General features: G+C 37.7%; 13 protein-coding genes and 1 pseudogene. 2 read left to right on the forward strand and 12 right to left on the reverse strand.

Annotation, left to right across the window (positions count from 1 at the left end):
* Positions 1 to 32 precede the first annotated feature (32 nt).
* The 10 genes from MKP09_RS09210 to MKP09_RS09255 all read right to left on the reverse strand — a co-directional run bounded on the left by MKP09_RS09210 (position 33) and on the right by MKP09_RS09255 (position 11511).
* Complete coding sequence (locus MKP09_RS09210) at positions 33 to 767, reverse strand: ThuA domain-containing protein (RefSeq protein WP_240827422.1); 735 nt, start codon at positions 765 to 767, stop codon at positions 33 to 35.
* 97 nt (positions 768 to 864) lie between these two features.
* On the reverse strand, positions 865 to 1332 hold the full coding sequence (locus MKP09_RS09215) for a DUF6807 family protein (RefSeq protein ID WP_394801014.1): 468 nt from the start codon (positions 1330 to 1332) through the stop codon (positions 865 to 867).
* Between the two features lie 38 nt (positions 1333 to 1370).
* Complete coding sequence (locus MKP09_RS09220) at positions 1371 to 2183, reverse strand: DUF6807 family protein (protein ID WP_240827423.1); 813 nt, start codon at positions 2181 to 2183, stop codon at positions 1371 to 1373.
* Between the two features lies 1 nt (position 2184).
* Positions 2185 to 3579 carry a putative oxidoreductase C-terminal domain-containing protein gene (locus MKP09_RS09225; protein ID WP_240827424.1) on the reverse strand — a complete coding sequence of 465 codons (1395 nt, stop codon included), beginning with the start codon at positions 3577 to 3579 and terminating at the stop codon, positions 2185 to 2187.
* 150 nt (positions 3580 to 3729) lie between these two features.
* Positions 3730 to 3852 carry a hypothetical protein gene (locus MKP09_RS09230; protein WP_240827425.1) on the reverse strand — a complete coding sequence of 41 codons (123 nt, stop codon included), beginning with the start codon at positions 3850 to 3852 and terminating at the stop codon, positions 3730 to 3732.
* Between the two features lie 47 nt (positions 3853 to 3899).
* On the reverse strand, positions 3900 to 5150 hold the full coding sequence (locus MKP09_RS09235; RefSeq protein WP_240827426.1) for a Gfo/Idh/MocA family protein: 1251 nt from the start codon (positions 5148 to 5150) through the stop codon (positions 3900 to 3902).
* 266 nt (positions 5151 to 5416) lie between these two features.
* Positions 5417 to 7282, reverse strand: coding sequence for a RagB/SusD family nutrient uptake outer membrane protein (locus tag MKP09_RS09240; RefSeq protein WP_240827427.1), 1866 nt, complete (start codon positions 7280 to 7282; stop codon positions 5417 to 5419).
* A gap of 10 nt (positions 7283 to 7292) precedes the next feature.
* Positions 7293 to 9728, reverse strand: coding sequence for a SusC/RagA family TonB-linked outer membrane protein (locus MKP09_RS09245; protein WP_240827428.1), 2436 nt, complete (start codon positions 9726 to 9728; stop codon positions 7293 to 7295).
* Positions 9695 to 10498 (reverse strand): carboxypeptidase-like regulatory domain-containing protein, encoded by an 804-nt coding sequence (locus MKP09_RS09250; RefSeq protein WP_240827429.1) that lies wholly within the window; start codon positions 10496 to 10498, stop codon positions 9695 to 9697. The genes MKP09_RS09245 and MKP09_RS09250 overlap by 34 nt, the downstream gene beginning before the upstream one ends.
* Positions 10499 to 10941: 443 nt before the next feature.
* Entirely contained in the window at positions 10942 to 11511 is a 570-nt protein-coding gene (locus tag MKP09_RS09255; RefSeq protein ID WP_240827430.1) for an RNA polymerase sigma factor, read from the reverse strand.
* Positions 11512 to 11865: 354 nt separating this feature from the next.
* On the opposite strand from MKP09_RS09255, the pseudogene uvrA reads away from it, so the two are divergent.
* Positions 11866 to 14696 (forward strand): annotated as a pseudogene (gene uvrA, locus MKP09_RS09260) (excinuclease ABC subunit UvrA).
* Positions 14697 to 16106: 1410 nt separating this feature from the next.
* Positions 16107 to 17684, forward strand: a complete 1578-nt coding sequence (locus MKP09_RS09265; RefSeq protein ID WP_240827432.1) for a methylated-DNA--[protein]-cysteine S-methyltransferase — start codon at positions 16107 to 16109, stop codon at positions 17682 to 17684.
* Positions 17685 to 17849: 165 nt separating this feature from the next.
* On the opposite strand, the gene MKP09_RS09270 is transcribed toward MKP09_RS09265, so the two are convergent.
* Both MKP09_RS09270 and MKP09_RS09275 read right to left on the reverse strand, forming a co-directional pair.
* Positions 17850 to 18632, reverse strand: coding sequence for a mechanosensitive ion channel family protein (locus MKP09_RS09270; RefSeq protein WP_240827433.1), 783 nt, complete (start codon positions 18630 to 18632; stop codon positions 17850 to 17852).
* A 605-nt stretch (positions 18633 to 19237) separates the two neighbouring features.
* Complete coding sequence (locus tag MKP09_RS09275) at positions 19238 to 20368, reverse strand: agmatine deiminase family protein (protein ID WP_240827434.1); 1131 nt, start codon at positions 20366 to 20368, stop codon at positions 19238 to 19240.
* Positions 20369 to 20414: the final 46 nt, after the last annotated feature.

Genomic DNA, 20414 nt, shown 5'->3' on the forward strand with positions numbered 1-20414 from the left:
TTCGTGCATTGGTGGCATGGCTTTTACCTATATTAATATCTTACCGGTTCATTAAACGTTTTTGCATAAGCCTTTGAAAAGTCGATCTTCTTAGCTGTGTTAGCTACATATTCTATACCGCCCATAATAAGTTTTAAATAGGTTGGGTCTGAGTAACTTTCTTTAGAATGTCCCAATGTGGTACACCAGGTAGTGCCGCCATCAAAATCATGGAACCAGGCACTTGGCACGTATTTATGAAGAAAGCCAGCATTTTTGTTAATGGTTTTAATTTGGCTGGTATCCAAAGTAGAAAAATCGTTTACCATTATCGTACGTGTACCCGGATATATTTCTTTTGCAAAGTAACATTCATCGTGTCTTTCCCAAACGGCTGGAACATTTTTCATGGAAGGATGTTTGGGGTCGATTACTTTTATTGTGAAATTTTGTCCCTTGGCATGCCATAAAAATGTTCCACCAAGGAGCATTTTAAACCATTCCCAATTACGCTCGGTTCCTGTGACAGAATGAACGCCGACAAATCCGCCGCCGGCTTCAATGTATCTTCTAAAAGCAAGACGCTGCGCATCGGTATCAAATACATCATTGTTGGTACTTGTGAAAATAAGCATCCGGTATTGTTTCAAATTATTTTCAGTCATCATGGAAGGGTTGGAAGATGTATCTACTTTAAAACCGTGTTTTTTTCCAAGATCAATAATAGCCTGGGCTGCATACGGAACATTATCGTGAATAAAGCCTTTGCCATTTTTTTTGTAAACCAAAACGCTTACATTCTTCCAGTTTGTTTTTTGAGCAAAAGTTGATTGTGGAATAGCAGCTACTAACGCAGCAAAAAATAGTATTGTAAGAAATCTTTTTTCATTTTTGAATTTTTAAAGAAGGAGGATTGGCGAAAGATTGCCAAACTTCTTCTGCATCATTTTTTGAAAGTTTGTTATCGAAAATTAAAAACCTGTATTTTAAAAGATAGGTTTTTCCCGGCTCCAGCAGCCAGTCTTTATTTTTAGTAGGAGAGAAGTTGAGAAATACATCTCCGCGGCCATTCATGTTTTCAGGCCAAACGCGCAGGGGTTCGGGATAATTATAGTTTGATGGATAACTCATCATTACTAATCCTCCATAATCGTTTCCTAAACTTCCTTGTGTTAGGCACCAACGCGCCGTGCTGCCATCTGCTTCTTTGCGGTTCTTGCCTTCAGAAGTAAGCGTCATGCTGTTATCTTTATTCCATTCTTCAGTAGCTCTGATACCTAAGCCGCCATAGCGATATTCAAGTAATAATACAGGACTTGAACTTGCACAACTTAGTTGAGAAGTAATATCCAAAATATAATATGGATCTGTTGGCTGCTGCCTGTATATTTTTATGGTTTGAATTTCATTGATCGCGGTTTTCTCAGAACCATTTTTTTGAAAGCAACATGCTCATGCAATGCGCTGAAACCGGCGTAAACATTACCATTTTCAATAGATGAGAATCCTTCGAAGCGCACGGTTCCTTTACGATCACGCAAGTTCCAGAAGTCAACAGTGTCTTTTTCAAAAAGTACATGTGTCCATGGATTCCACATGCCCCAATGATGATAATGATCTTTTGCATTGATGCGTGTTAAAGCATGCCCAGAAGGCGTATTTAATGGATGAATGAAGCCACTTCTTTTATATGCCGTGTCAATGCCTTTGGGCGGATATACTGTTTCGGAATGATATTGCAATAGTTGTTTAGCATTATCTACAATGGAAAAAGCTCCGTTGTTTTCCTCAACCTGCATGCTTTGCGAGCTGCTGGTTGATGTTGCTTTTACCAACTCAAAAATCCTGTTTGTTTTTGTTGATGGTGTAATAAGCCAGTATAAATTGCGTGTATTTCCTTTACCTTCTATTTGAAATGGTATTGCTACTTCTTTCCCATTTTTTATTTCAAGCAATTGCAGGCTGCTGTCTGTTACATGAGTTAAAGCATCCAGGTTTACCTGCATGGGTATATTGAACTTTTCTTTACCGGTGGTTGTTGCCTGTATTGTTGCAATGCGTTGCGCTTGTGCTGTAATTGTAATAAAGAGGAAAAGTACAATACCAGCGAATCGGTAGCCGGGCTTTGCACAACAGTTGAAGAGTGCGACGCAATACTGATAAATAGTAATACTGAAGTTGGGCCAATAATTATATTGCTTCATTTTATTTTTTGGCAGATTTTTTTGCAAGGTCTAAAGCAGACGTGGTGATATAATACTTTGTAATCATATTTGGTATTTCCCAATCGGGTAGTTTGCCTTCTTTTAAATATTGAAGATAAGCTTCTGTTACCTGGCCAAAATGTGCTTCGTGCCCTGTGTTGTATTTTTCAGGTATTACTGTTTGCCATCCTTTAGATGTTTTTTTAATTTCAACGCCGGGATATTTAGACTGGATAGTTGTCAATGCAGCTGTTAGATCTTTATCGAACGCAGCGTCATCTTTCTTAACTGGTTCGATATACAAAACAGGTTTGTAATTTTCTTCCTTCCCTTGTTTGATAATTAGATTTGCTCTTGTGCCACGCATAAGGGAGTGGTGCGTATCGCCTGTACCTTCGGGCGCTTTATAACCCCAGGTTACAGAAACTTTTGCATGAACGCCGCGCAATTTATAATGGATCTCGCCATTGCTATACACGTTCAATATGGAATCGTTGGTGATGTCATTTTTAAAATAATCAGGAAAAGCATTTTGCTTAGTAATAGCGCTAAACTGGCTCAGGGTCATATTGGTTGGCCAACGTCTTGCAGATACTAATTCCACATCTTTAGTATAATCTAAAGTTTGACCAGGAAAACATTCCCACTGAACTAAATCCACCAAATGTGTGGTTACATCAACGATGCCTTCGCCTTGTTGGCTCACATCCATAAACCAGGAAGGTCTTTGGAGGACACTACCCGAAACAAATTTGTAGAAATAGTGAACACTTTCTTTGGTTACTGCCGGATTCTCAGGTGTTCCTTTTTCTAGTTCGCCAAATACATTTTTAAGCTGTGAAAACTCCTTTTGTAACATCGTGTTGATCTCAAAACGTTCTGTCATAATATCGTACAAAAGCACATTTTTTTCTTTCGCTTTTGCGAAGGCTTGTTTCAATAGTTCAAACCCTTCTGTATTAATGGCCATTGGTTTATCAGCCAATACATTCATCCCGGCATCAACCGTTTTGAAAATATATTCGGTTTTCTTTTGGTTGTTGCCTGCCATCACAACTACATTTCCTTTTTTCTCATCGATCATTTTTTGAAAAAAATCAGGTCCTGTATACACCTGCTCGTTCCAATGGGTTGGGTCTTCAGCCCTTGTATTAAAACCTTCAATTCGCTTTAAATGCAATTGCAGGTCTTCTCCTTCGGGAGCATATACATATACATTGCTATCCACACCTGGCAATGCTGTTTTTTGAACCAACGCTGCGTGAAAGTGGCCAGGATCAAGGGTTACAAAAGTTACGGCTGATGATGAGTCTCCATCTTTCGCTTTTTCATTGCTGTTATTGTTGCAAGCCATTGCTAAAGGCACTATTGCAAGTGGAAGTATTTTTTTGATCATTTGATAATGTCGTTTTTGCTGTAAAATATTTTCTCACAGAAAACACGGATTTCACAGAACTGTTTTTTAACTTTTCAAATCATTTGTCTGTGTTACTCTGTGCTTTCTGTGAGACGTTGCATTCCAGGTAATTTAATACATGAAATAAATCTATTTAATTTTTACATAATTTGTTCCGTAAGGGAAGCGTTGTGGCCTGCTCAGATGTTTATTAGCTTCTATGTTGTCTTTAAATATTTCTTTCTTAGGATCCCAATAAAGTTTAGTTCCCATTTTCATTGCTGCGAAAGATACAAGACATGCGCTGCATGATCTGTGCGCTACTTCGGCAGGACTGATAGTTTTTTTTTATTCTGAATACACTCAAGCCAGTTCTGATGTTGCTCCGGACTATCATATAAATGAACTTCGTTGGGTTTTATAACTGAAGTTAATATAGCCGGATTGCTGGCGTTAAATGCTTTTGCGGGTTTGCCACCACTCCCGGGATCTGATCCGGTAACAGAAGCTGCACCGCGGGTTACAAATATCCATCCGTCTTCGCCAACAAACTTAACGCCATTAGGATTTTCGCTATTTACAAACATGGTAACGCCGTTGGCATATTTAGCTTCCACTTTATAATTGCCATGTACGTTCCAAAGCCCAGTTGTAGGAAACTCTGCAGATCCAGTTACTTCAATTGGCCCGGTAAGTTCTGTGTTCATACCCCAATGTGCAATGTCTATATGATGCACGCCCCAACCTGTGATCATACCAGCACCGAATTGCTCAAGCCTTAACCAACCCGGTCTTGGGCCATTAATTTCGTTTTGATCGTGTACGCGATCCTGAGTGTAATAAATATATGGTGTAGAGCCTAACCACATATCATAATTCAGGCCTTCGGGTATGGGCATTTCTGTCGTAATGCCTCCAGACGGATCAGCAGGAAGACCTACATGAACTTCTTTTAGTTTTCCTATACGACCATTTCTAACCAGTTCACATGCCTTTCTAAATTGAATACCGCCGCCTCTTGATCTCTGCTGGCTGCCTAACTGAAAAGTCACTCCTGTCTTTCTTACAATATCACTCATCGATCTTCCTTCTTCAATAGTAAGCGAAGTTGGCTTTTGCAAGTAAACATGTTTTCCTGCTAACGCAGCTTCCATAGCTGGCTGTGCGTGCCAGTGATCGGGAGTACTGATAATAACAGCATCAATATCTTTATTAGCGATCAAATCTTTATAATCGTCATAGAGTTTTACGTCTACATAGTTGGCCTTTCCGGTTTTCTTTGCATAAAATCCTTCTACAAAAGCTTTTCCTTTCTGTAGCCTATTTTTGTCTACATCTGCAATAGCTATAACTCGTGCTACTTCGTTTTTCATGGTCTCAGGCAAATCGTGGGTCATTGCAATACGTCCAAAACCAATTTGTGCAATATTGATTTTGTTACTTGGCGCATTTTTACCAAAAACTGTTGAAGGGACAATAGTGGGAGCGCCCTGGAATAATATGCCCCCGGCGGTAAGTTTGAAAGAGTTCTTAATGAATTTTCTCCTGCTTTTTGTTGAATGTGATGACATTTTAAAAAAATTTAGTCGCGTAAAGAAATTATGGTTGATAAAATGAAGTTGTCGTTATAAAAATGCATTTGAATAGCCACGCAAGCAAAATCTTGGAAAACATCATGGCAATAGTATTTGCACTAAGATAATTATTTTGAACCATAGCTGACTATCGCTATAAACTACAACGTTTGAAATAGTTATGGTTGTATAAAATAAGGCCCCCGTGAGAGGCCTTATTAATATCAAATATTTTTATTTTTAAAGTTACTCAGAACTTACCATTAGCGGGGGACGTTTTTTTCTGCGCCAGGATATCCAATATTTTGATTGATCACACCTTTAGTGTTTGTATTTATGGCATTTGCCGGCACTGGCCAAAGAAGATGGTGTACGCTAACTTTATATTCACCGAATTTTTGCTTGACACCATGATTATAAAAGTTGCTTTTACTTACAACACGGTCGTACCAGAAATTGACACCCATTTGTTTTACATTAGAATTAATGCCGCCTGGGCCACTGATATTTTCCAGGCTATAAACACGTCCGCCAAATATCTCACATGGCTTTTTTGTTTTGGTGTAAGTGTAGGCAATCCTTACCAATTCAATATGTCTATTTTCTTCGTAATATAATTCACGAGCTCTTTCATCAAGTATTTCTCCTATATTAACGTCTCCGGCAGCTATTGGACTGGCGCCTGCTCTTGTACGAACTTCATTGAGATTAACAGCAGCTTGCGCCAGGTCATTTTTCCAATAATAACATTCTGCCATCATCAAGAAAACTTCTGCAGAGCGGTAAATATACCAGGGTGTTTCACCTCCTGCCTTTTGCAACACTAAAGGATCGGGTACGAAGACTTTATAGTGTGGCCAGGAGTACCAGCACCGTATAGTGTCTTCTATACTCATGTTAACAGGCTTTATTAAATTCTTTCCATACCAGGGATTACTACTTTTTAAAGCGGGATGGTTATATTTCAGGTCTTCCATTTTACGCCAGCTATCTGTATTTAAAATCCCTCTCATATCATTTGCCTCTTTATCAGAACGCCATATTTCGTTGGTGAAATACCAGGTAGAACGTAACCTGCCAATACCTCTTCCATAGTTTTCATTAATGTTCAGCGAGGGGTCGGTTTCATTTGCCGCTAGATCAACACTTGTTCCTGCTCTTCCATCAGGTGTTTTTACATTGGCACTGTTCCAAAAGGGAACAGCGTTCCGCATTGTTTGAATACGCGCATTAGGGTTGTCAGCTAATTCTACTTGCGGGTAAGCTACCACATACATTAATCCTTCTGTATTAGAACCATCTAATTTTGCTTCTACACTATGCAGGTCAAACATCAGATTGGTGTTTGGTTTATTTTGATTAGCGGTAAACCGGTTTTTCATTAACGGATGCTTGGCTACAATTTCATTTCCAATTGTTATCGCGCGGTCAAAGTCGGTTAACGCCATACATACTTTCATTAATAATACACCACAAGCTGCTTTTGAAGTACGTCCCCGATCTACTTTTTCAGGTACCCATTGATAAGCAAATTCCAGATCGCTTTTCATACGTTCCAAAATGCTCCATCTGTCGTAAGAATAAAAATCATATTTAGGATCATTAAACTCTCGATCTAAAAAAGGTACATTGCCAAACTGATGCGTTAATTTAAAATACCTGTAAGCTCTATGAAAATAGGCTGCTCCTAATACTGCATTCTTTTCGTTTTCATCTTTAAACACAGCGGTATCAATCCTCGATATAACCGTATTGGCATATTTAATACCCTTGTATCCTTCATACCAATACCAACCAACCTTTGTTGTATTGACATTATTAAGATCAGCATCCGGTAATAAAGCTGCATCCATATTTACCTGTGGGCCTGCTTTATCAGTAGTTCCCTCTACTGCTATTTCCGATTGCATAATTTCGGTGAGTATCGGCGCATTATCCCCATAATATTCATGACGCATATTCCTTTCACATGCAGCAAGGGCAAAATACATACCCTGGGCGTTGATTAAGGTTGTATTGGGATCATACTTAGATAATTGATCTGGTTTCAACCAGTCTTTGCTACAGGCAGCTAAAAATACTACCAATGCAGAGCATAATGATAGTTGTATATATATAGATTTTTTCATTGTAAGAAAATTAAAGTGTTACATTAAGGCTTAGATTATAAGTGCGAGGTGTGGGCTGACCAGGCGTATACTCGTTGTTGTTATCATTTGGATTCCTGGTTCGAAATCCTCCAGATTCCGGATCGCCGTATTTCCAATGAGGTGCCCAAAAGGCAACATTTCTCACTGCAGCAGAAACACGCGCGCTTTGTATGCTAACCTTGTTTAAAAAAGTCTGAGGAATTGCATAAGACAATGAAATATTGTCCAACCGTATAAAAGATCTTTCAACGTAGTTAGTTCCAATATTTTTGGATCCAATACGTGCATAATCGTTTATAGGATTATCAGGCGTCCACCTTGGTTGGATATAATCTGTCGCTCTATCAGGAAAAACAGAATTGTTTGCGGCACGGTTAAATTGTTCTTCCTGCCCCCAATTAGAGTAAATAAAGATTGAAAGGCTCAGCCTTTTATAATCAAAATCATTCCTCCAGGTCCAGCGGAAACGTGGACTTTTATATCCCAAAAATACGCGGTCGGCATCTGTCATTGCGCCATCTCCGTTCTGATCTTTATATTTAAAATCACCGGGAGCGGAATCTTCATATTTGCCAGCTTCATCTTCTTCTCCTACCTGCCAAACGCCCACACGTTCATAGTTCCAGAATTGATCTGGATCTCTTCCAATAAACCATCTATTCTTAATATCATCGGCTTCTTTTTGGCCAATCACATTTCCATTAGCATCTTTAACATCAATCATATCTCCATATAGCTTGACGATTTTGCGACGATTGATCATAAAAATAAAACCAGAGTTCCAACCAAAATTTTCTTTTTGTATGATGTTGCCGTTCAAAGAAACTTCAAACCCTTTATTATTTAGCTGGCCCAGGTTGGCAGCCACACTATTAAATCCAATAATTTCAGGAAGCGCTCTGTCTACCAAAAGATCTAAAGTGGTTGCAGTATAAGCATCAATGCTACCGCTCAACCTTCTTTTAAACAATGAAAAGTCTAATCCAATATTGTAGGAAGATTTGCTTTCCCACATTAAAGCCGGGTTAGCCATACGGTTTACATAAAGTTGCGGGAAAAGATAAACGTTTCCTTGCTCATCTATATAAGGGTGCAGGCCTGATGTCATATCTGACAAAGCTTCGTATTGACCAATATCCCTGTTACCATTTTTACCCCAGGAAAGCCTTAGTTTTCCATAGTCTAACCAATCCGAAGTTGGCTTCATGAATTTTTCTTCTGTAAAATCCCATGCAAATGCAATGGCAGGAAAAGTAGCTCTTGGATTTTGGGTGCCAAATGCTGAGTAACCATCCCTTCTAACCGAGGCTGTCAGCATATATTTATCTTTAAAAGAATAAAATAGCCTTGCCATTAATGCGTCACCGGTTCTGTAGGTATCATCGCTTTCGTTATAGGGGTTGGTGCCCGCCTGTATGCGGTGCCAGCTCAATATATCGGCACCATAATAATTGGACGTTGTAGACACGGTACGCCAAGACTGACCTTTTTCTGCATTTTGCAATAGTGTAACTTCAAAATTGTGGTCATCAAACCGTTTCTTCCATCTTAGTACATTATCAATTTGCCAGTTATAAGTTTTTTCATTTGTTCGTTCTGTACTGCCCCCATTTGCCGCCCACTGAGGATTTTTGGATGACTCATGGTTATAATAGTCGCGCCAGACAAAAGAAGGCGTAAAGTTCGATTGAAATTCAAAACCTAAAGGCAGTGTAATAATTCCATAAATACTTGAATTTAAAGTATTGTACATGTCTTTCCGGTCTCTGTATGAATTATCATGAAAAGGATTTACTGGTGTGGCATCACCTGTTGGAAGCCTTCTATACAAACTGCCTGTATCATCAAGATTATTGGACCCATAAGGCGAAATTATCGCTGATTGTCCCCAGTCTGCCTGCAAAAAACCTTCATCTCTTACCGCGAAATTGGTATTGGCACCTACTTTTAAAAAGGAAGTTACTTTCGATTCTAAATTTAATCTCGTCCTGAAATTTGTAAACCGATTTCCTACAACAATACCTTCTCTATCTACATAGTTTAATGAGAAATAATAATTGGAGTTTTCATTTTTGTTGGAAACACTGGCGGTATAATCTTGTTGAAATCCCTTTTGAAAAACAAGATCCTGCCAATTAGTAACGTTATTAGCTAAATAGTTATCAATTTCAGGAACTTTTAGTTCAAGGCGGCTTAACCAGGTTCTGAGTAACTCGTTTTCTTCGGGTAGCGAAGTGACTGGAGTTTTTTGATCATAATTATACCAGCCTAACTGATTTACGTTGGTAAGCTTACGAGGGTCTGTGAATATTTGAGGGTATTGTTCAAGATAAGCTTCCCCATTTTTTCCGGCTACATAATCATATCGCCAATCCAAAAATTCTTCACCGGTCATAACCCGAGGCATCCCTGCTCTTTCAACCATCCCAATGTTTGCATTAAAAGTAATACGGGGCTTACCAGTCGCACCTTTTTTGTTGTAATAAGGATAACTCCATTAGCTGCTTTTGCACCATAAACTGCAGTGGCACTCGCATCTTTTAAAATGTCTACAGACTGGATATCGTTAGGATTAATATCTGCAAAGGTCCCGTCAAAAATAACTCCATCAACTACATTTAAAGGGCTACTTCCAGCTTTCAGCGTACCAGCTCCTCTCACCAGAATATCGGCATCACCTCTTGCCGTATTTGCCGGGTTGCTTTGCCCAATAATTATACCTGCTGCATTGCCTCTCAACAGATCTTGTACAGACCGCGGTGCTTCTTTTTCTAATTTTGTAGCTTGTACAGAAGCGACTGCCCCTGTTAAATCTTTTCGTCGAGCAGTACCATAACCAATTACTACTACTTCATTCAGGTCAGTAGCAGAAGTAGTCATAGTAATATTAACTGCATTTTTACCAGCTACAGGCACTTCCTGATCTGTGTATCCTGTATAGCTAAATACTATCACGGCATTAGCTGATACATCGGATAGTTTGTATGTGCCAGAACTATCTGTAGCAGTGCCATTACTTGTGCCTTTAACAATTACGCTTACGCCTATCAAAGGCTGCTGTTTGTCATCCGTGACTTTACCGGAAATACTGCTGCCATTTTGGGCAGATGCAAATAATGAAATCGAAAGGCAAAGAAAAAGGTTAATACACCAAACTGCCTTCCGGTACCATAATACTGGATTGTTTTTTCTCATACTAAATGAACATTTTAATCGTTAAAAGCGGTTTAAAAAAGATGGTTTAAAAGATTTTTTATCGAGGGTAATGCTGATCAAATGACTTGTGAAAGCAATATCGTGTTACAATATGGGCTTATCAGCAATCAGAATTCTAAGGTAATTTATTTCGAATAAATAGACTTGGAAAAATACTATTACAACGTTTGAAATTGAAGGCAGGCGGGTAGAATGCAAAAAAACCGCTCCTTTTTAGGAGCGGTTCAATTAGTCGTCATCTTGTGTAAACCGGTTGGGCTTCGGCAAGAATAATTCGGTAAGATTTAGCGAACTTCTTTTGTCCTATCGGAAACACAAGATGACAGTATCTTAAAGATAAATTGTAATCGTGTGATGTACTTTTTACTAAAACGAATTTATTATAAAAATGTTGTAGGAATATAAGTTTCTAAGAAGTTAAATTATTTACCTGTCATTAACTTTCTTAAATTCATTAGGCCATACCTCATGCGCCCAAGCGCAGTATTAATACTACAGCCGGTCATGTCGGCTATTTCCTTAAATGAGAGATTGGCAAAATGTCTGAGAATGATTACTTCTCTTTGTTCCTCGGGTAATTTTTCGAGAAGATCTTTTGCTTTGCCAACGCTTTGCACATTAATTATTTTGTCTTCAGCATTTTGCTCTGTACAGTTAATGGTATCAAGTACTTCATTATCTGTACTGCTTTTAGCAAAAGGAAAGCGTTTCAGCTTCCTGAAATAATCTACGCAAAGATTATGGGCAATACGCATCGCCCAAGGTAAAAACTTACCTTCTTCTTTATATTTCCCGCTTTTAAGGGTTTCAATTATTTTAATAAATACATCCTGCGAAATATCTTCCGCGTGGTATTTATCCTTAACAATGAAAAGGATGGTATTAAAAAGCTTATCCTTATATCTTTCAAGTAATGAATCGAGTGCCGATTCGTTACCACTTGTAAACAAGTGTATAAGCTCATTGTCGCTCTTTTTTATATCTGTTATCATTACTATTTGAAATTAAATAAACCAGTATTCCTATACCTCACATAAAACCATATTATCCATATTCCACTGGTCCATGCAAATCACCCAAAAAATTGCCCAAAAGTGTTAAAAATTTTGTTAAAATTACTATTCATGCAATTTAAATGACTGATAGTCAATATTAAGATTTATGTATGCCAACAAAGTATTCCACTATTAGGTGTTTCAAAAAATATATAAAAAAATTGTTCTTTTTTAGTGTGAATATGATCTTGAACCAAAAGAAAGCTTTGATTCAATTTTGCGCTCATCTTTATGTAATTTCGGCTGCACAATTTAATGCCGCTATAATGGCATCATAAGCAAAATCATATAATGGCCGCACAGAAAAATTCGAACGGAGAAATACAGGTAAAAGGGGCGCGTGTTCATAATCTTAAAAATGTCAGCGTAAGCTTTCCGCGAAATAAATTTATAGTAGTTACAGGTGTATCCGGATCAGGGAAATCATCCCTCACAATTGATACCTTGTATGCCGAAGGACAAAGGCGTTATGCAGAAAGTTTAAGTGCTTACGCAAGACAATTCCTCAACCGCATGAACAAGCCTGACGTGGATTACATCAAAGGTTTATGCCCAGCCATAGCAATCGAGCAAAAAGTAATTACACGTACGCCACGCAGTACTGTTGGCACCATGACGGAAATTTATGATTACCTCCGCCTATTGTTTGCAAGAACTGGGGCAACTATATCTCCCGTCTCAGGAAAAGAAGTTAAAAAAGATGATGTTGCCGATGTTATTGAAGCCATGAAGCAATTGCAGGAAGGCGATAAAGTTTTCATCCTTGTGAAGTTTAAACAACATCGCAATCGTGACATAAAAGAGGAATTGAATATATTGCTGCAAAAAGGTTTTACAAGAGTGGCGCCTCCGCCCGCTAAGGGAGCGGCTTTGGAGCCTCAACGTATTGAAGATTTGCTTGAATTGGAAGATGAAGAATTGGGTAAATTATTTGGTCGTAAATCAACAAAGAAAAATAGCGATGCTTATATTTTGATTGACAGAATTGTTATCAAAGAATTTGATGAAGATGATATGCATCGTCTTGGAGATTCGATAGGTACAGCATTTTACGAGGGTGAAGGTGAAGTTCATCTATATATTATTCCTCTCCCTCCGGGGAGGCCAGGTGGGGGCTTTTTAATAATCGGTTTGAGTTGGATGGCATTGTGTTTGAAGAACCTCAGCCCAATCTTTTCTCATTTAATAATCCGTTGGGGGCATGCCCTACATGTGAAGGCTTTAGTTTGGTACTTGGCATTGATGCAGATTTGGTGATACCTGATAAAAGATTGAGCGTACACGAAGGCGCTGTAGCGCCATGGAAAGGAGAGAAGTTAGGTAAGTGGAAAGATCATTTTGTGCGAGCTGCCTCCAAAGAAGGGTTTCCTGTTCATAAACCAATAGCTGACTTAACAAAAGAGCAGTACAATTATTTATGGAAAACGAGCGGCGGCATTAATGATTTTTTTAAAGAGGTTGAACAGAATCTTTATAAAGTTCAATATCGTGTATTGTTGAGCCGCTATCGGGGAAGAACAACTTGTCCTGATTGCAACGGTTATCGGTTAAGACAGGAAGCTTTATATATTCAAGTGGGCGGTAAAAACATTGGAGAACTTTGTGAAATGCCAGCACGCGATTTAAAAATATGGTTTAATAAACTTAAACTCTCTGAACATAAAAAAGAAATTGCAAAGCGCATCTTAATCGAAATAAATAATAGATTAGATACATTATTAAAAGTGGGCCTTGGATATTTAACCTTGAACCGTGTGGCTAATACTTTAAGTGGTGGCGAAAGCCAGCGTATACAACTTACACGAAGCCTGGGCAGCAACCTTACTAACTCGTTGTATATATTGGACGAGCCTTCAATTGGCCTCCACTCACGCGATACAAGCAATCTTATTAAAGTATTAAAAGAATTAAGAGATCTGAATAACACGGTGGTTGTGGTGGAACATGATGAAATGGTAATGCAGCATGCCGATCATATTATTGATATGGGACCCTTGGCTTCTCACCTTGGTGGCGAAGTGGTGGCCGAAGGGGATTTTAAAACATTGATCAAAAATCCGGAAAGTTTAACAGGTAAATATTTGAGTGGTGAATTTTCGATCGCTCCTCCAAAAACGGTGAGAAAGTGGAACCGATCTATTAAGGTAGAAGGTGCGAGGCATAATAATCTTAAAAATATCAATGTTGAATTCCCGTTAAATGTTTTATGTGTAGTAAGCGGCGTAAGTGGAAGTGGTAAAACGACATTGGTTAAACAGATTTTGTATCCTGCTTTGCAGAAAATAAAAGGTGAATTTAGTGGCGATAAAGTAGGTTTTCATAAAGCAATAACCGGCGATGTTGAAAGTGTACAGCAAATCGAAATGGTCGATCAAAACCCGATAGGCAAATCATCACGTAGTAATCCGGTAACTTATATAAAAGCGTATGACGAAATACGTGACTTGTTTGCAAAGCAACCTTTAAGCAAAATGCGTGGTTTTCAACCCAAACATTTTTCATTTAATGTAGATGGAGGCCGTTGCGATACATGCAAAGGAGAAGGTGAACAGGTTGTTGAAATGCAGTTTCTGGCCGACGTGCACCTAATTTGTGAAAGCTGCGGCGGTAAACGTTTTAAAGAAGAAATACTGGAAGTAAAGTATAAGGATAAAAGTATTTATGATGTGTTGGACATGAGTGTTGATGAAGCTATCGATTTTTTTGCGGACGAAAGAAAGCTATCCGGAGCTATACAACCTTTGTCTGACGTGGGTTTGGGTTATGTGAAGTTGGGACAATCGTCTGACACATTATCAGGTGGCGAAGCACAGCGTGTAAAGCTGGCTTCATTTTTAGGTAAAGGTAGAAGTACTAATAAAGTGCTGTTCATTTTTGATGAACCCACAACTGGCCTTCATTTTCATGATATAAAAAAATTATTGGCTTCATTCAATGCATTGATTGAACAAGGACATTCTATTTTAGTGATTGAACATAATATGGATGTTATTAAAAGCGCTGACTGGCTGATCGAGTTGGGCCCGGATGCGGGCGATGGAGGAGGAGAGCTGGTGTTTGCGGGAAAGCCTGTTGATATTAAGAAGGTGAAAGAAAGTTATACAGGTAAGTTTATGAGTTGATAAAGAAAGTTGACAAGTTGAAAGGTTGATAAGTTAACAAGGAAAGCGACGTAAATCGTACATTGTATATTTCCTATTAATTTCTGGTCTTTTAATATTTAATGCAAACCAAATATTGATGTTTATAAGGACGATTTTATATTACCCCTTTCAAATAACAGGATATTTGTTAGAATGTAGCGAGAAATTTTTTATAATATTTATGCTAAAGTTTATATTGATTTGCTACTATTCAAAAGTGGAAGTAAGTTATTCTACAACAAGTATAAAGTATATCGAGTTATTAAAAGGAAATAGGAAAAAAATGAAAGTGAATACACCTGAGAGGCTTTATATTTATACTATTATCTATCGAAAAAAAATATAATAATAAGCGTATAATTCTCAAAATTCATTAACATAGATGCAATGGATATGAAAAATAAGATTATGGAATATAAAAATTACAGTATTTTTAAACCTCTATAATTATGAAAAATACATTTTTATTTTCGATTTTATTGTCAATATGTTTTTTGTCTTGTAAAAAGATGAATCTTCAAATTCAACTCAAAGCATAATTGGTACGTGGAGATTCATTTCAGAAACAAATGTCGGTGGTTACGATGGCAACGCTGATTTTTATAATATTAAGGGCAGTAGTTATGAAAACATCATCTTTGATCATGATGGAACGGCTCACCCTTCTATACAAGGTCAAAGTGGATTGCAATATAAATATGAATTGAATGAAGGAGATAAGTCTTTACTTTTTCAATTTGTTAGGACTGATGATGCTTTTATGGCATCACAACCCTGCCTAAGCAACACTGGATGTTTACGTCGTACCTTTATAAAACAACTTACATCTAAAACTCTAATTCTGGAAAATACTTTTCATCAAAAGATAAATGGAGTAGACAAGTCATTAAAAATTGTTGATAGTTTTGCTAGGCGATAACTTCGACCAATAACTATGACTTCTTTTTTGCCAATAGAATAAGAATGCACTAAAAAAAATTAATGTCTATTTCTAGGGGAAATCCCTTGCCTATAGGCGAAGACTTTAGTTTGATATATTTGAGATGCAGAATTATCAGAAGACAGTGTATACGACATGTGATTGCAAATATCCTATGGTTTGGATAACAAAGTATCGTAAAAAAATAATGTTAGGATTTATAGCGGATTGAGTTCGGGAATTATGTCGACCCAGTCTCCGGGTTATTGATGGTCACTCACAAAAGGTTCGTGAAGACACGAACCTTGACGAAGAATATGTAGGTTGATATATGTACAAAAGTACAAGCGAGCGTGGCAAGACAGATCAGTAATGTTTATCTGTTGAAAAACAAAAAGTCGCGGTTCAGACAAAATTACCTGTTCAATTTTCGGTTGTTTCGAAAGGCGTAGATGCAATATTTTTGCTTTATGATGCTTACAGAAGATATAATGTATAATGCCTTGCTCGAAAAAGATACTTCATTTGAAGGACAATTTTTTGTAGCGGTAAAAACAACAGGCATTTTTTGCAGGCCTTCGTGCACGGCAAGAAAACCTAAGAAAGAAAATGTAGAATTTTTCGACACTTCCAAAGAATGCATGATGAATGGTTACAGACCTTGCCTGGTATGTAAACCTTTGGAAAACTTACTGGAACTGCCGCCACAGATAAAAGATGTTTTACAACAACTTTCAGATAATCCATTTGAAAAAATAAAAGATGAAGATTTAAAAGCAAAAGGCATTGAGCCTAGCCGACTAAGGCGATGGTTTTTAAAACAGCATGGCATTACTTTTCAGGCTTATCAAAGAATGCTAAGATTAAATACTGCTGCGAAACAAATACAGAATGGTGAAAGTGTTACCAGCAGCGCTTTTGGTGCAGGGTTTGATTCTTTAAGTGGCTTTGCACATTCGTTTAAAAATACATTTGGCGTTTCTCCAAAAAATGGAAAAGATCATAAAATTGTAAATCTAAAACAATTTAATACGGCAATTGGGATGATGATAGCTTGTGCTGTTGATGAAGGTATTTGCCTTTTAGAATTTACGGAAAGAAAAAACCTTCATGAAGAAATGGAAGCTTTAGCCACAAACCTGAAAGCTACAATTATTCAGAGCGATAATAAACACTTTGATCAATTGGAGAAGGAGCTAAAAGAATATTTTGCAGGTACCAGAAAAATATTTGAAGTGCCATTGGTTACAACAGGTACCGCTTTTCAAAATGAAGTATGGAGTGCTTTGCGCGATATTCCTTATGCTGAAACAAGATCGTATAAACAGCAGGCGTTGGCTTTAAATAAACCGAACAGTGTTCGTGCTGTTGCCAATGCCAATGGCATGAACCGTATTGCGATCATTATTCCTTGCCATCGTGTAATTGGAACGGGCGGCACACTTACAGGATATGCGGGCGGATTATGGAGAAAAAATATTTACTGGAACTTGAACAGAAAGCGATCAATGGAGCCATTTAATGTATTGCCATACGATGGCGAAGCGATTTATTATGGAAGAATTTTGTCTCAACAAGATGCCAGTAATTATTATGAAATATTGTTGAATACGATCGAATGGAAAAATGATGAAGCTATCATTTTCGGAAAGAAAATTATTACCAAGAGAAAAGTGGCGTGGTATGCTGAAAAAGTATTTGAATACAAATATTCTGGCATTACTAAAACCGCATTGTTGTGGACACCCGAATTATTGGAATTAAAAAATATTGCCGAACAACACACAAGAGAAACCTACAATTCTTGTCTCCTTAATTTATATCATGACGGCACTGAAGGCATGGCATGGCACAGCGACGCAGAAAAGGATTTGAAAAAACATGGAGCTATTGGCTCTTTAAGCTTAGGTGCCGAGCGCAAATTTTCCTTTAAACATAAACATACAAAAGAAGTAGCATCAACTGTTTTGGAGCATGGAAGTTTGTTAGTAATGAAAGGAACTTGCCAGGAAAATTGGCTGCATCGTTTGCCCAACAAAAAAGGTTGACGCGCCGCGCATCAACCTTACATTTCGAACTATTGTTGAATGATTTTCAACATACTCTTATGTCGCCCTGAGCGTGCCGAAGGGTCGCTGGAATGCCAGCCCGAAAGTTTATTGTGGCGGGACTGCGGCAAGCTCAGCCTGACAGAATTTTATTTTTACATGGTGCTAATTATACTCAGCCTGCGGTATTTTAGATTCATTATTTACAAAAAGTGTTTGCGTTGGAAAAGCAAACTCAATATTTCGTTTTTCAAATTCCCTGTAAATGTCCAGGTATATTCTTTGTTGCGTGTCCATATGTATGTTGAAGTCAGAAGAGAGCATGTAATACACAAATTCAAAATTAAGACTGAAATCTCCGAAGCCAGAAAAGTGCCCCCGATCGTAAACTACGTCTTCATTTTTTTCAATTATTTCTTTCACCAGTTCCGGAATTTGAGCCAGCGTTTCTGCATCGGTTTGATAAGTTACGCCAAGCGCAAAAACAACTCTTCGCTTTTCCATTTCCTTAAAATTATGTACGCGTGAGTCTGTCAGGTCTTTGTTAGAACAAATCAGTTGTTCACCCTGCAAGGTTCTCAGCCTTGTAGTTTTAATACCAATATATTCAACAGTTCCAACTTTATCATCAACTACTAAGAAGTCTCCGATCTCAAAAGGTCTATCGAAAAGAATAACAAAATAGCTAAACAGATCGCCCAATATTGCCTGCGCGGCCAGCGCAATTGCTATACCGCCAATACCAAGTCCTGCAACAATTGTTGTGACATTATAACCAAAGTTGTCAAGTAAAAAAACGATACCAAAGATCCAGACAATCACTTTCACAATCACCAGCAATCCTTTGGCCTGGCGTTGCTTTATATCGCCATCTTCTTTTGTTTTAAGAAAGCTTAGGATTGCATACTCAATTACCGCATTAATGAGCCGTAAAGCAAAAACGTACAAACTAAAAGCAGGCTAATATCAATGACCTTCATTACCTTCTGGGTGAATTGTAAATAGTTTAGTCCAGCATATATAACTAAAAAGTAAAGAATAGGCAATACAGACTTTTCAATTATTTTAACAAGAAAATCATCCACTGTGGCTTTTGTATTTAGCGATAAATGTTTAAGACGCTTAATTATCACAACTTTTAAAAGTTTAAGAAGGATAATGCCTATGAAAACGCATCCGATCGCCAATAACCAGTCTGATAAAGGGTTTCCGAAATATTTAGTTGTCAAAAAATCTTTCATCTGTTTATTTTTTTATTGTTTTTAATGGTCAGATGGAATTGATGAGAATTCTTAGTTATTATTTTTTTGTCTCATCGAACCCTGTTTCGCCAAATAATCATTCTTTTGGGGTTTGAAGAATTTTTATGGCTCATTTCATAGTAATTCTTTTTGAGCGAATAATTGTATGGGCTGTAGTGGCCAAAGCGGGGATGATAACACTTTTTTTAAGACATACAAATGAAATGGCGATTACAGCATAATAGGTTAGGCTATAAAACAATAAGGCTGGTGTAAGCACCAACCTTATTAAGACAATAGATTTATAGAAATTTACACAGCGGGTTCCTGCTGACTTAAACAATGAAAACTGCCTAATCCCCAAATGATTTCGGTTGAATCAATGCCAACAACATTTCTATCTTTAAAGTGTTCCTGAATAATTTTTAATGCAACATCATCTTTGCTGCAACGGTAAGTAGGCACAATTACAGATTTATTACAAATGTAAAAATTCGCATAAGATGCAGGTAGGCGCTGATCTTCATAAATAACTGCATCAGGCATTGGCAATTCAATAATATTAAGTTGCTTGCCATTTATCAAACGCATTTGTTTTAATTGTTTCAAATTATTTTGCAACAATTCGTAATTTTCATCGTTTTTATTTTCTTCGATAACAGTCAGCACCGTGTCTTCATTTACAAAACGAACCGTATCATCAATATGCCCATCGGTATCATCGCCTACAATACCATCTTCTACCCAAAGCACCTGTTTAGCTCCGTAATAATGATATAAATAGGCTTCGATTTGTTGTTGATTTAAATGCGGGTTTCGGTTTTCATTTAATAAACACGCAGTCGAAGTCAATATCGTTCCGGCGCCATTAAATTCCACGGAACCGCCTTCCATAATAATACCTGGGTGAAATACCGGCAGGCCAAATTGTTCAGCAATTTTTGTTGGAATAACATCATCAAGGTCGTAAGGTGGATATTTGTTGCCCCAGGCATTATAGCCCCAATCAATAATAATTTTTTTGTGCTTTTCAGCATCCGGATTTATCAAAAACGCAGGCCCATGATCGCGACACCAGGCATCGTTTGTTTCATTAAAATAAAACTCAACTTTGTTGAGATCAACATCTTGTTTTTGCAATTGCTTTAATGCAAATAGCTTCATTTTCTCATCAGCTACATTAATACGAACAATCTCGCTCTTAGCAAGTTCTTTCACAAAATGAGCATAATAGGGATAAATAGTATTCAGCTTTCCAGGCCAGGACGCTTCTTTATGCGGCCAACTTAACCAGGTTGCTTCATGTAAGTGCCATTCAGCAGGGAAGAAGAAGTTGGAGGGAAGTCCGGAAGACGGAAAGACAGAAGGTCGGGAAGACTCGAAGTCCGGAAGTCCGGAAGATGTGAACTCGGAATGAGCAAACGATTTATAGTTATTCGACATTTTTATTTTAAAGAATTTTTTAGAGCATTAATCATTACAAGAATTT

It is taken from the genome of Paraniabella ginsengisoli (genome assembly GCF_022513635.1).
GTDB lineage: Bacteria > Bacteroidota > Bacteroidia > Chitinophagales > Chitinophagaceae > Niabella > Niabella ginsengisoli.